This window comes from Chryseobacterium phosphatilyticum (assembly GCF_002899825.2).
Classification (GTDB): Bacteria; Bacteroidota; Bacteroidia; order Flavobacteriales; family Weeksellaceae; genus Chryseobacterium; species Chryseobacterium phosphatilyticum.
Genome location: NZ_PPED02000004.1, coordinates 107,920 through 121,033, shown reverse-complemented (window position 1 = coordinate 121,033; position 13,114 = coordinate 107,920). Strand labels below are relative to the sequence as shown.

The window sequence follows — 13,114 nt, the reverse complement described above, 5'->3', positions numbered from 1 at the left end:
TTTTCATAAACAAATTTTCTAACTGCTATACCTTTGTCTTGTTCAAATAACAGAACAGAAGAAAATTTTATAAAACAATATTAACAAAATTAAATTTAATTTATTATGAAAAAGTCATTATTCGTAGCTGCTATCGCTGCAATCTCTCTAGTTGCTTGTAAAAAAACTGAAGCTACTGCTACTGAAGGTACAACTGATTCTGCTGCTGCTAACGTAGCTGATTCTGCTGCTGTAGTTTCTGATTCTGCTGCTAAAGTTATCGATTCTGCTGCTACTACTGCTGTAGGTGCTACTAAAGATGCTGCTGCTGCTACAACTGCTGCTGGTGCTGAAGTTGCTAAAGATGCTGCTAAAGGTGCTGCTGACGCTGCTAAAGGTGCTGCTGATGCTGCTAAAGGAGCTGCTGACGCTGCTAAAGATGCTGCAAAAGACGCTGCTAAGAAATAATTCTAGCATAAGCTTAAAAATAAAAGAACCGTTTCACCCAGTGAAGCGGTTTTTTATGTCCGGTGATTGTGAGCCAAGGGCAAAGCAACCTAATAAAGTTAATTTAAATACCGGGTAACCAATCAGTGTTTATCCTTTCTTCTGCTTTAAAGACTCGTAACAAGTAATAGCCACAGCGTTACTTAAATTTAACGAGTCAATACTGCCCGCCATAGGAATCAGGGTGTTTTTTCCTTTTCCAATCCAGAAATCACTTAATCCGGAATGTTCAGTACCGAATAATACCGCAGAACGTTGGTTGAAATTTCTTTTATAAAGATCTTCCGCGGAGTCATCCATCAGCGTGGTATAGATGTTAAAAGCATTTTTTTCAAGAAATTCCAGGGTTTCTTCATTTTCTGCCTGATATACTTCCATTCCAAAAAGACAGCCAACACTGGATCTGATTACGTTGGGGTTATAAAAGTCAGTTTTTCCATCTGCAACAATTAGGGCATCAATACCGAATGCTTCACAGCTTCTTAAAATAGCTCCAAGGTTACCGGGCTTTTCTACTCCCTCCACAATAATTATGGTAGAATTGTCTTTCGGAACAAATGCCGAAAGAGGAGTTTCTTTGATTTGATATATACCAATGATACCTTCTGAACTTCCTCTGTAAGCTATTTTTTCATATACCTTTTCACTCACATAGTGAATTTTTCCATTGGGAAGTTTCCCCTTAAATATATTTTCACAAACAAAAAACTCCAGTGCTTCAAAATTATATTGAATAGCTCTTTGGTTTTCTTGTTGTCCTTCGACTACAAAAACTTTGGATTTTTTACGGAATCTATTGTCACTAAGAAGTTTAGTGACATTTTTTATCTTTTCGTTTTGAAAACTTTCTATCAGCATACTGCAAAATTATGCAAAAAATTATGATTAGTCTTCTCTGCTTTTTATAAAAAGGTTTTTGTAGATAATTTGAAAGGGGCTCTTATTTCTTTTTTTATAGTAAATAACCAGGATAATAATGACAAGAAGGGACAGGACTTTATATATATTTCCATACAGATTTCCGGAAACATTTTGTGAAACATTAAAGATTTCCCAGTATAAATTCATAAAGAAATGAACGAATATCGCCGTCCAAAGATTGTATTCTGTCTCAATGTACACCCACGCAAAGAAAACGGATCCAATAAATGTAATCGAAAAGATTTCAAAAAGCTCTGTAGTGTCCTGGCTTTGATATAAATGAACCTGTGCAAAAAGTAAAGAGCCGAAGAATACCGAAGACAAAAACCCCAATGAAGTAAATCTGTATAATATTCCAATCAGAAAAGATCGGAAAATGATTTCTTCGAAGAATGCTGATGACACAGTGTTGATAAACAGGGATTCCACATCTATTTTTGAAATCAGATTAAAATGAACCAGGTATCCTGCAACCATCGGTAGTGTTCCCAGAAATGCTAAAACAAATCCTTTTTTGAGAGGTGCATTAAGGGAGAGTAAATCAAAAATACGCTTTCTGGGAAGTAAAATTTTTACAGTAAGGATTATCGGTAGCAGGGTTATTGAATAGGCAATGACATGTGCGAGAGCTTTGCTATGAAAAAAAGCTTTTGAAGCGGTCTGGATGTTTTTAAAACAGAACAAATCAAAGAAATAATACACAGAAAATCCAAAGATGAAGACCAGAAAAAAGCGAATATTTTTACTCATGTTAATTTTTTGAGCAAAAATGAAGCTTTACAGAACAGTTTTCAAATGCAAGTGATGAATGGCAAGCAATAGTGACCAATGACAAACTTTACTTCTTTTGCTGTTGTAGTTTGGGAATGATTGTCGCAATAAAACTTCTGGAAACGGGGATTTCAACTTCGAAACCGGATAAATGTAATTTATATCCCTGTGCATTTCCTTTCAGGCTTTTTACTTTTCCAAGGTTGACAATGTAGGAACGATGACATTTTTGAACAGACTTTGTTTCAATTTGATTTAAAACATTGGCTAAGCTGATTCGGATGATATGCTTTTTCAACTGGTTATCTTCCAAATAATAAAATGTACAATAATTTTCCATTGACTGAACACAAAGAAAATTACTTTCATCAATCAGCAATTCTGTATTGGCTGATGAAACTTTCAAAAGATGATTTTGTTGTACAGGCTTGGCATCCGCTAATTGTTCAGAGACTTTCATAGCAATATTTTCATGGATATTCTTCAAATAAATATATCTGGAGAGAACATAAATGGCAGATATAGGAATTCCTATTGCCAGAGAATAGAGAAGCATGTAAAAATAATTGCCAATACTAAGCGGAACATGGCTCAGAAATAATGAGTTATAAAAATAAGACAGAACAGATCCTATTATTAATATAATTATGACTTTTAGAAGCTCAGACCCAATATTCCAATTGTTGAATTTTGATGTAAAAAGGTTGGTCAAAAAAAAAGCTCCCCCAAAAATAATGCAGTACGGAAAAAGTAATAGGAGTTTATAGGGGTGATGAAAGTTTTCTGTTCCGAAAGGCTGAAAAATAATGAGAAACAGATAAATTAAAATCCCGGCTACCAACGAAGAACCCAGAATTTCTTTGAGAGATTCTGATTTTGGATAAGGATATGAGGTAAAAGAAAACATCCTGACAATTGTATAAAACTTAGATCTTTATCTTATGCCGGATTATTAATTTTTACTTTATCTGGTGAAACAATGGAAATAATACTTCCGAGAAACAGAATGGCGCAACTGGCTATCCAAAGAAAATAAGCGGGGCCATAACCTGTTATAGGAAATTTATGACCGGCTTCGTTTACCGTAATTTCGCTTACAGACAAAAAGCAAAATGTAAGGCATACAGCAATAAAACTGATAACAGCAGAAATTTTTGGTTTTTTAAGTAAAAAGAAAAAAGCTGCAATAAACATGAGGGGATTGGCCATCCAGGCGATTCCGCCACCTTGCATTTCAGCCCATCCCAAAAGAAAACAAGCCAGTCCACTCATTTCATGGTTTTGTGCGAATACAGCAGTAAAAGGAAGGGAGATTATAAAAAGAAAAAGACTTATAATAAGAATGAGATTTGATTTTTTCATGGTATTGTTTTTATTCTATGATATCATTATTATCGATAAGACTTTGTGGTAAGTCTTTTTTGTTTTTAATGCCTAAAGATTTTAGTTTCTGAGTTTGGATAATCAGATTATCATTTCCAGTATACAATTGTTTGTAAGCTTCATTATATATGTTTTTAGCCTGATCAATATTTCTTCCTACTTTTTCCAGATTATCCACGAAATTTACAAATTTATCATATAATTTGGCTCCTCTTTCTGCTATTTCTACAGAATTTCTGTTTTGATATTCACGCTTCCAGAGATCTGCAATAAGCTTAAGAGAAGTAATGAGGTTACTTGGATTTAATAGCAGGATTCTTCTTTCATAAGCATAGTTCCAAAGGTTTTGATCTGCCTGCATGGCTGCAATATAGGCAGGCTCACTTGGAATGAACATCATGACAAAATCGAGAGATTTCCCATAGTCGTCATACGCTTTCTGACTGAGTTGGGTAATGTGATTTTTTATGGAACCAAGATGTTGATTCAGCTTTATCACATAGACATCCTGATCTGTTTCGTCTACCAATTCAGTGAAAGCAGTGAGTGAAACCTTGGAATCTATGATTACATTTCTTTCATCCGGGTATTTGACTACGGCGTCGGGGCGCATTTTTTTGCCTGAGAACTCCGAGAACAAAGCTTTATTATCTTCATCCCGCAATTCATGCTCAAGAAAATATTCTCTTCCTTTTACCAGTCCGGATTTTTCAAGAATACTTTCCAGAATCATTTCTCCCCAGTTACCCTGGGTTTTGCTTTCTCCTTTTAAGGCTCGGGTTAATTTTTTTGCGTCTTCAGAAATTTGCTGATTCAGGTCAGCCAGTTCCTTTACTTTTTCAGCGAGAGAGAAGCGTTCTTTGTTTTCCTTTTCGTAGGCTTCGTTTACCTTATTTTTTAAATCTGTAATTTTTTCCTGAAAGGGTTCAAGGATATTTTTTAAATTATTCTGGTTTAAGGTGGTGAATTTTTCTGTTTTCTCTTCTAAAATTTTGTTAGCCAGATTCTCAAACTGTAGTTTTGCTTCCTCCTGAATTTTCGTGATTTCTTCTTTTTGAGTTGTAAGAGACTGTTGAAGACTTTCATTTTTAGCAAAAAGTTCAGAATTCTTAGCAAAGATATTTTGTTTCTCAATCGTCAATGACTCAATCTGGGAAGTTTGTTTAATGTTCAGCTGCTTTTGCTCCTGAAACTGAGAATTCAAAGAGGTATATTCTGCTGAAATTTTGGCAAACTCACTTTTAAGATCATTCAGAAGATCTTGTTGTTGAAGGTTTATTTCTTTTTCTTCGTTTATATTTTGAGTAAGCTCTTTAACTTTCAGGCGGGTATTTTCCAATTCAGAATTATTTCTGATATGTTGGCTGTTCAGTTCATCATAACTACTTCTTGCAACCATTGATGATTTCAAGGCAAAGTATAAAATGAGAGCCCCTAATATTCCGCCCGCAATACATCCAATAATTAAATAAGTCATCTCCATTTTTCAAAATTATGAAAAAAGGTTATAAGTTGTAGAAAAGATAGAAATACGGATATTTAAGGCATTCATTATTTATGCCTGTGAAAATGTGTGACTTGTTGCTTTCAGCTCGCTTTCCCAAAGATTACCTATATTTATGGGAAATTTCAGAAGCATATGAACATTTTATTGGTAGAGGATGACCAGAGAATTAGCAACTTCCTGATAAAGGGCCTTTCCGAAGCAGGGTATAATATGACTCTCGCTGATTCGGGAGAGAAAGCACGTGAGATCATCAATACTTATGACTTTGATATAATATTGATGGACATTATGCTTCCCGGGCTGGATGGTATGCAGCTTACTCAGGTCATACGATTTAAAGGAAACTATACTCCGATTTTAGTGTTGAGTGCCCTGAATAGTCCTGATGATAAAATTAAAATGCTTGATCTGGGAGCCGATGATTATTTATCCAAACCTTTCCATTTTGAAGAGCTGATCTCCAGGATTAAAGCTTTGACGAGAAGGAATAAACTAAGCTATCAGAAGGAAGATCAGTTTCTGTCCTGCAGTAATATTGTGATCGATACAGATCTGCATAAGGTAACACAAGACAATAAGGAAATCGAGTTTTCTCCTACAGAATATAAGCTTTTTACTTTTCTGATGGAGAATAAGAACAAGGTTCTCAGCAGGACTCAGATTCTTCACAAAGTCTGGGGAATTGACTTTGATAATACAACCAATCTGGTTGATGTTTATATATCTTATGTCCGTAATAAGATTGATGAAACGGATCAGAAAATTATTCACACAATAAAAGGAACAGGATATTTAATCAAAGACTGAAATGACACTTAGGAGTCGGTTTACCCTTATTTCAAGCCTTTCATTCGGCATAGTTTCTATCATCACATCCGCGGTGATATTTTTTGCCTACTATGATAGTACAAAGATTTTCTATTTTGAAAAGCTAAGAAATACGGCTCTTATTTCTGCAATCTATTACCTTGAAAAAGATGAACTTCCCAAAAACAGGCATGCTCAGATCAAGAAAGAGTACAATCACCTTATTCAAAATAACCGGGTAGCAGTATATAACGGAAATAATGAGGTTACATTTGGGCATAATCTGAATGACAGAAATATCAAACCTTCCCATTTACAGGCTGTAAGGACGAATAAGGTGGTGCAGTTTATGTCTGACAATCAGTTTTATTACGGGATTTTTTACCCGGATAACCAGGGCGATTTCGTGGTTTTTGTAAAATCACCCAATGATTCATTTCAATCCCAGATATGGAGGCTTTCCATTATTATGATTTCTGTTCTGGTGCTGGGGTTGCTGGTCATCTTTTTTTTAAGCCGGTATCTTTCCAAGATTGTGTACAAGCCCATTTCCAATGTAGTAGAGCGAATCAATAAGGTTGATTATAATAATATTTCTACTGCGATCACTTCTACCAATACCAATGATGAGATTGAGGATCTTATTAAATCTTATAATAAATTGATCGGGAGGATTTCCGAAAATGTACTCTTACAGCAGAATTTTATCAATTATGTCTCTCATGAATTTAAAACGCCGCTGGCGGCTATTTCCGGAAACCTCGAAGTATTTGCTCAAAGAGACCGTACCCCTGAGGAATATCATCAGGTTGCAAAAGAATCACTTGAAAATGTATTTGAAATTGAAAATATTCTCAATAACCTTTTGCTGATGTCCGGGATGACTAAACTTGAAGCTTCCCATCAGCAAGTCAGGGTAGATGAACTGATCTGGAAGATCTATGAAAAATTACAACTTAAAGCAAAAGAGAATAATTCTTCCATCAAAATACAACTGGAAGTTACGAAGCCTTCTTTATTGGAGTTTCCGGGAAATGAAACACTGCTATATTTAGCGGTATACAATATTGTTGAAAATTCTATCAAATATTCCTGTGATAAGCCAGTAACGCTTATATTATCAGAGAAAAGTAATCATTTGTATATTGAAATAAGAGATGAAGGGAGGGGAATCCCGCCGGATGATCTGATGAAAATAACAGAAACTTTTTACAGAGGAAAAAATGTAGATTCAGTCAAGGGTAGTGGAATTGGTCTGTCTCTTTCTAAAAGTATCTTTGATCATCATCATATTGTAATGAAAATTGATTCTACTGTCAATATCGGAACAAGTGTTCTTCTTGAATTTCCGGTTTATTCCTGACTATGCAGATTGAACGGATTCTTGAATTTCATATTAAAAAGAGTTGTGTTGTTCACCAAATCTCTGCAAAATTTAAAGTATTCAATGGAAGCAGATTTTAACTCGTTTGCAAACTCGTTTTATTTATCCTAAACATAATTATTCAAGAACAATTTTCAAAATTAAAAAACATTCTAATCAAACTCTAATGTTGGGCTAATTGAATTTTAATTCTATTCAAAATTGGGTTTAATATGAGACAAATAGCTTTGTGGTCTTAAATATCAGACCTTGAAGAAAATTATATTTACCTTATTTTATATTCATTGCTTCAGTTTTTTTTCAGCCCAGATTGCAGATACCGTGAAAGTAAGCAGGAAGGAGGCTGAAGCAGTTTTTCTTGCTAAGAATTTAGATCTTATCGCTCAGAAATTAGAGATCTCCCAGGCTGAGGCACGAGCTCTTCAGGCTAAATACTGGCCCAACCCGAAATTAAGTATCAGTGAAGTTAATCTATGGAGAACTTATGATATTGAGGAACAACCTGCTCTGATAGGTAACTGGGGAAAGAACACTCAGATTTCTGCAGAAATAGAACAGGTGATTCAGACTGCCGGGAAAAGAAGAAAAAACATCGAGCTTCAGAAAATTGAAGTGGAAGGAGAAAAATATGAATTGCAGGAAGTCCTCCGCGAGCTTAAGAAAACTCTTCGAAATACTGTTACTGAGATCCTGTACAATCAGGAGCAACAGAAGATTTATGAGGGGCAGATTGCTTCCATAGAAAAATTAACAAAATCTTATCAAAACCAATTAAACCTCGGAAATATCAGTAAAGCGGAGTATGTTCGCTTAAAAGCGCAGGAAATTGAATTCAAGAAAAAGCTTATTTCATTGAAACAGGAAATTGAAGACCAACAAGTGGAATTGAAAGCTTTACTGATGATTCCATCTACTTCCTATCTGGTGATATCGGATTCTTTTACCTTACCAGAGAAACAACTTTCGGAATTGGAACTGGGACAATGGCTGGAAAAGGCCAAAGAAAACAGACCGGATATTTTAATCTCAAAAAATAAAGAGAAACATGCGGCAAAGAATCTTGAAATTCAAAATGCAATGAAAACTCCTGATGTAGCAGTTTCCATAGGATATGACAGAGGTGGGAATATTATGAAAGATTTTATCGGACTGGGACTTTCACTGGACCTTCCGATTTTCGATCGGAACAAAGGTAATATTCAGGAAGCCAGACTGGAAATTGAGAAAAGCAAATACGAAACCCAAAAGAATATTTTGAAATCTGAAAATGAAATTGTTTCTGTCTTTAGAAACTATATAAGGACACAGCAGGTTTCAGAAGAAATAGACGATTCGTATGAAGCTACCCTGGACGGTTTGTTGGTCAGTCATGAAAAAAACTTCAGATTAAGAAACATCAGCATGCTGGAGTATATGGATTTCCTGGATACTTATATCGGGAATAAAATGATCATCCTTGACACCAAAAAAGAACTTAATCAATACTACGAGAACCTGCAGTATGTTGTAGGACAGGATTTGTAAAACCCGGAAGTGTTATGCATACAACTTCTATGATTGTATAAAAAAATGAACATCTACATATGAAAATGAATACTACCAGATATATTGCAGTTCTTTATCTCTCTGCTTTGGTCGCCCTTACAGGTTGTAAAGATAAAAAGCAGGATAAAGCAGCAGAAAAAGGCTATTGTATCAGTAAAGAACTTAAAAAAGACATTAAGCTCATTAAAGCGGAAGTACGTCCTATCGAAGAAAGCATCACCCTTACCGGTGAGGTAGAGAGTAATTCTGACAAAACAGTTCCTTTTGTCAGTCTTGTAGACGGAGTAGTTACAGATACCTACTTCTCGTTGGGAGACTATGTGAAAAAAGGACAGGTGTTGGCTACTGTAAAAAGTACAGCGGTCAACGAAATGCAGGATGATACACAAACCTTGCAGGCACAACTTGCTGTTGCCAAAAGAAAGCTGTCTTCGATAGAAGCGATGTACAAAGATGATATTGCTTCTCAAAAAGATCTTCAGGAAGCAAGATCCGAAGTAGCTATACTGCAATCCAATATTTCTAAAACTCAGAAAAATATGCAGTTGTATTCTGCGGGTGGAAATACAATTCAGATTAAAGCTCCGGCTGATGGGTATGTGATATCGAAGAATGTTTCTAAAGGAATGCCGGTTACTGCAGGGGGTGATCAGCTATTTACCATTTCAAATCTTGATAAAGTATGGGTAATGGCTAATGTGTATGCTACCAACATGAGGAATGTGTATGTCGATCAGCCTGTCGTAGTAAAAACGTTAGCGTATCCGGATGAGAGTTTTGCCGGAAAAATTAATAATATCTCTCAGGTATTTAATGAAAATGAAAGAGTACTGAAAGCCAAAATTATTATGGACAATAATGGTATGAAGCTGAGACCGGGAATGTCTGCAGATGTTATTCTACCTATTAATTCACAAAATAAAAGTGCATTGGCTATTCCTGCAAAAGCACTGATCTTTGATAACAATCAAAGTTATGTGGTGGTATACAAAAAAGATTGTGAGCTGGAAATACGGCCGGTGACAGAAATAGCATCCAACAGCCAATATATTTATGTTGAAGGAAATTTAAAATCCGGTGAAAATATCATTGCTTCCAATGGGCTGCTGATCTATGAAAACCTGAAAAACCAATTAAATAATTCTACGAAGTAATGCGAAAATTTGTACAGAATATAGTTTCCTTCTCCCTAAAAAATTCTTTGATTGTTCTTTTAGGGACATTTCTTCTGTTAGCCGGAGGGATCTATTCCTATATACATACTCCTATTGAGGCATTTCCGGATGTTACCAACACGAGGGTTAGAGTTATTACCCAATGGCCGGGGAGAAGTGCTGAAGAAATCGAGAAATTCGTTACTCTGCCTATTTCGAAGGAAATGAATGCTATTCCAAACAAAACTTCGGTGAGGTCTATTTCATTATTTGGATTATCTGTGGTGACTGTGATTTTTGACGATCATGTGAATGATTTTTATGCTCAGCAATATGCATCCAACAAGCTCGGAAATGTACAGCTGCCAAATGGAGCAGAATATAGTATTGAGCCACCATCCGGAGCCACCGGTGAAATTTACAGGTATATCATTAAAAGTAAGCTGCCCATTAAAGAAGTGACTGCGATCCAGGATTGGGTGGTTGAACGTGAATTACTTGCCGTTCCCGGAGTAGCAGATGTGGTAAGCTTTGGAGGTGAGGAAAAAACATATGAGATAAAAATTAATCCAACCGAATTGCACAATTATGACTTATCCCCTCTGGATGTATATGAAGCAGTTTCGAAGAGTAATATTAATGTTGGGGGAGATGTTGTAGCAAAAGGTGATCAGGCTTATGTAGTGAGGGGGATAGGTCTTTTGGAAAGTAAGGATGATATTGAAAATATTCAGATTGAAGTAAAAGGTTCCACACCTATTTTAGTAAAGCATGTTGCTGAAGTAAAAGTGTCCGCAAAGCCAAGGTTGGGACAAGTAGGATATAATAAAGAAAATGATGTTGTAGAAGGTATCGTCATCATGCTGCGTGGTGAAAACCCGAGTGAAGTGATTGCCAGATTAAAAGACAGGATCGAAGAATTGAATGGGGGAGAGTTACCCGGTGATGTTAAGATTGAACCCATTATTGATCGCACCGAACTGGTGAATACAACTGTTCATACCGTATCTAAAAATCTTGTTGAAGGGGTGATTCTTGTTTCCATTATCGTATTTATATTCCTGTACAACTGGAGAACAACCTTTATTGTGGCATCAGTGATTCCTCTGGCATTTCTTTTTGCAATAATTATGCTTAGGATTCAAGGTTTACCTGCCAACCTGATTTCTATGGGTGCACTGGATTTTGGCCTCCTCCTGGAAGGTACGCTGGTCATCGTCGAAAATGTCTTTGTGGCTCTCGAACATAAAGCGAAAAAGATCGGGTTGCAGAGATTCAATAAAATTTCAAAATTGGGGATTATAAAGAAAAGTGCAGGAAGTGTGGCGAGTTATATTTTCTTCGCACTCTTGATTCTGATTGTTGCTTTGATGCCGATCTTCTCATTCCAGAAAGTGGAAGGGAAGATGTTCTCTCCGTTGGCATTTACATTAGGATATGCATTATTAGGATCATTGATTCTGAGTTTGACATACGTTCCTGCGATGTGTAAATTGTTATTAACTAAAAATATAGAGGAAAAGGAAAACTTTATTTCAAGGTTCTTCAGAGTTAATATCTACAGGATTTATGAGTTCAGTGACCGATATAAAAAAGGATTTATCATTGGCTTTCTCACATTGCTTGCAATTTGTGGCTGGAGGTTTTCCAACTACGGTTCTGAGTTTTTACCTAAACTGAATGAAGGAGCTATTTATGTTCGTGCCACATTACCCAATAGTGTAAATCTGGATGAGTCGGTAAGACTGACCAAAGAAATGAAGGAGATCTTAATGAAATATGATGAAGTAAAATTTGTCATGACTCAGACAGGCCGTCCGAATGACGGAACTGACCCTACCGGTTTCTTTAATATTGAATTTAATATCCAGCTAAAGCCTGAAAATGAATGGAAGAAAAAAATATCTAAGGAAGAGCTTTTAGAAGAAATGAGAGTTTCCCTTGAAAAATATCCCGGAATTAACTTCGGATTCAGCCAGCCGATACAGGATAATGTTGAAGAATATGTAGCCGGTGTTAAGGCTCCGTTGGTGATTAAAATTTTCGGAAACAATTTATTTGAACTCGAGAATTATGCCAATCAGGTTGCGAATTCTATCAGAACTGTTCCGGGAATATCGGATGTGAATGTGTTTAAGAATATCGGTTTACCTGAGCTTAGAATACAACTTCATGATTCCAAGATGGCCAAATATGGGGTTTCTACTGCAGATGCACAGGCGGTTATTGAAATGACAATCGGAGGACAGGCCGCCACTAAATTTTATGAAGAGGAAAGAATGTTTGACGTGATGCTTAGATTCGAAAAACAATATCGTGATACTCCGGAAAAAATGGGAAATATTCTGATCCCTACTCAGGATAATAAAAAAGTTCCTCTGAAGGAAATAGCAACGATTGATTATCATACAGGCCCGTCTTTTATTTACCGTGAAGGAAACAGCAGATATATCGGAGTGGGATTCAATATTGAGGGGAGAGATTTGGGAAGTACCATCGAAGAAGCCAAAGCCAAAGTGGCAAAAGAGGTGAAACTTCCTAAAAATCATAAAATGACCTGGGCAGGAGAATTTGAAAGCAAGGAACGAGCTGCAAAGCAGCTGGCAATGGTTGTTCCCATTTCACTGGTGCTGATCTTAATGTTGTTGTATTTCAATTTCGGAAACGTGAAAGATACCCTGATTTCATCCATTACACTGGCTTTTGCATTCATTGGTGGCTTTCTGTCCCTGTGGTTCACGGGAACTATCTTTGGAATTTCGGCAGGAATTGGTTTTATCATCCTTTTCGGGGTAGCCACTATTGATGGTATTGTTCTGATTGGAGTGATGAAAGAAAATCTTCAAAATAAAATGTCTCTTAAACAAGCTATTTCAGAAGGCGTTCGAAGCAGAATCCGTCCCGTTGTGATGATAGCTCTGATGGGTTCAATGGGGCTTTTCCCGGCTGCAATGTCTAATGGAATGGGATCTGAGATTCAAAAACCTTTGGCGATTATGATCGTAGGAGGGTTGATCATCTGTATGTTGCTATCTTTTACCATACTACCGATTGTCTTTTACTATGCCTATCGTAAAAAGTACAGGGAAACCACGTAGTTTCTTTTTATTTGTTCATTATTTAGGCCGGGATCCGTGAGGAAGATCCCGGCCTTTT

11 protein-coding genes are annotated in these 13,114 nt (G+C 36.3%); 6 read left to right on the top strand and 5 right to left on the bottom strand.

The window, feature by feature from the left end:
* Nucleotides 1–105: 105 nt before the first annotated feature.
* Nucleotides 106–447 carry a hypothetical protein gene (locus tag C1631_RS16305; RefSeq protein WP_109713427.1) on the top strand — a complete coding sequence of 114 codons (342 nt, stop codon included), beginning with the start codon at nucleotides 106–108 and terminating at the stop codon, nucleotides 445–447.
* 129 nt (nucleotides 448–576) lie between these two features.
* On the opposite strand, the gene C1631_RS16300 is transcribed toward C1631_RS16305, so the two are convergent.
* From C1631_RS16300 to C1631_RS16280, 5 genes are all read right to left on the bottom strand, one after another.
* Nucleotides 577–1,344: a TrmH family RNA methyltransferase gene (locus C1631_RS16300; RefSeq protein WP_109713425.1), complete on the bottom strand. Its 768-nt coding sequence runs from the start codon at nucleotides 1,342–1,344 to the stop codon at nucleotides 577–579.
* 27 nt (nucleotides 1,345–1,371) lie between these two features.
* On the bottom strand, nucleotides 1,372–2,157 hold the full coding sequence (locus tag C1631_RS16295) for a CPBP family intramembrane glutamic endopeptidase (protein WP_109713423.1): 786 nt from the start codon (nucleotides 2,155–2,157) through the stop codon (nucleotides 1,372–1,374).
* 88 nt (nucleotides 2,158–2,245) lie between these two features.
* The gene (locus C1631_RS24135) at nucleotides 2,246–2,734 is read right to left on the bottom strand and encodes a LytTR family DNA-binding domain-containing protein (protein WP_165828320.1); all 489 of its coding nucleotides are present in this window, start codon (nucleotides 2,732–2,734) and stop codon (nucleotides 2,246–2,248) included.
* A gap of 383 nt (nucleotides 2,735–3,117) precedes the next feature.
* The gene (locus tag C1631_RS16285; RefSeq protein ID WP_109713419.1) at nucleotides 3,118–3,540 is read right to left on the bottom strand and encodes a hypothetical protein; all 423 of its coding nucleotides are present in this window, start codon (nucleotides 3,538–3,540) and stop codon (nucleotides 3,118–3,120) included.
* A 10-nt stretch (nucleotides 3,541–3,550) separates the two neighbouring features.
* Nucleotides 3,551–5,044, bottom strand: a complete 1,494-nt coding sequence (locus C1631_RS16280) for a DNA recombination protein RmuC (RefSeq protein ID WP_438502078.1) — start codon at nucleotides 5,042–5,044, stop codon at nucleotides 3,551–3,553.
* 156 nt (nucleotides 5,045–5,200) lie between these two features.
* On the opposite strand from C1631_RS16280, the gene C1631_RS16275 reads away from it, so the two are divergent.
* The 5 genes from C1631_RS16275 (at nucleotide 5,201) to C1631_RS16255 (ending at nucleotide 13,056) form a co-directional block, all read left to right on the top strand.
* On the top strand, nucleotides 5,201–5,875 hold the full coding sequence (locus C1631_RS16275; RefSeq protein WP_103248264.1) for a response regulator transcription factor: 675 nt from the start codon (nucleotides 5,201–5,203) through the stop codon (nucleotides 5,873–5,875).
* Nucleotide 5,876: 1 nt separating this feature from the next.
* Complete coding sequence (locus C1631_RS16270) at nucleotides 5,877–7,238, top strand: sensor histidine kinase (protein WP_103248265.1); 1,362 nt, start codon at nucleotides 5,877–5,879, stop codon at nucleotides 7,236–7,238.
* A gap of 270 nt (nucleotides 7,239–7,508) precedes the next feature.
* Nucleotides 7,509–8,783 carry a TolC family protein gene (locus tag C1631_RS16265; RefSeq protein WP_109713417.1) on the top strand — a complete coding sequence of 425 codons (1,275 nt, stop codon included), beginning with the start codon at nucleotides 7,509–7,511 and terminating at the stop codon, nucleotides 8,781–8,783.
* Nucleotides 8,784–8,842: 59 nt separating this feature from the next.
* Nucleotides 8,843–9,958: an efflux RND transporter periplasmic adaptor subunit gene (locus tag C1631_RS16260; protein ID WP_109713415.1), complete on the top strand. Its 1,116-nt coding sequence runs from the start codon at nucleotides 8,843–8,845 to the stop codon at nucleotides 9,956–9,958.
* The gene (locus C1631_RS16255) at nucleotides 9,958–13,056 is read left to right on the top strand and encodes an efflux RND transporter permease subunit (protein WP_109713413.1); all 3,099 of its coding nucleotides are present in this window, start codon (nucleotides 9,958–9,960) and stop codon (nucleotides 13,054–13,056) included. The genes C1631_RS16260 and C1631_RS16255 overlap by 1 nt, the downstream gene beginning before the upstream one ends.
* Nucleotides 13,057–13,114: the final 58 nt, after the last annotated feature.

What these genes read in the sequence shown, in the direction of transcription:
- C1631_RS24135 (WP_165828320.1), bottom strand. Translation starts at nt 2,734, where the DNA reads ATGCTTCTCTATTCTCTGGCAATAGGAATTCCTATATCTGCCATTTAT.
- C1631_RS16260 (WP_109713415.1), top strand. Translation starts at nt 8,843, where the DNA reads ATGAAAATGAATACTACCAGATATATTGCAGTTCTTTATCTCTCTGCT.
- C1631_RS16270 (WP_103248265.1), top strand. Translation starts at nt 5,877, where the DNA reads ATGACACTTAGGAGTCGGTTTACCCTTATTTCAAGCCTTTCATTCGGC.
- C1631_RS16280 (WP_438502078.1), bottom strand. Translation starts at nt 5,044, where the DNA reads ATGGAGATGACTTATTTAATTATTGGATGTATTGCGGGCGGAATATTA.
- C1631_RS16305 (WP_109713427.1), top strand. Translation starts at nt 106, where the DNA reads ATGAAAAAGTCATTATTCGTAGCTGCTATCGCTGCAATCTCTCTAGTT.
- C1631_RS16255 (WP_109713413.1), top strand. Translation starts at nt 9,958, where the DNA reads ATGCGAAAATTTGTACAGAATATAGTTTCCTTCTCCCTAAAAAATTCT.
- C1631_RS16295 (WP_109713423.1), bottom strand. Translation starts at nt 2,157, where the DNA reads ATGAGTAAAAATATTCGCTTTTTTCTGGTCTTCATCTTTGGATTTTCT.
- C1631_RS16300 (WP_109713425.1), bottom strand. Translation starts at nt 1,344, where the DNA reads ATGCTGATAGAAAGTTTTCAAAACGAAAAGATAAAAAATGTCACTAAA.
- C1631_RS16275 (WP_103248264.1), top strand. Translation starts at nt 5,201, where the DNA reads ATGAACATTTTATTGGTAGAGGATGACCAGAGAATTAGCAACTTCCTG.
- C1631_RS16285 (WP_109713419.1), bottom strand. Translation starts at nt 3,540, where the DNA reads ATGAAAAAATCAAATCTCATTCTTATTATAAGTCTTTTTCTTTTTATA.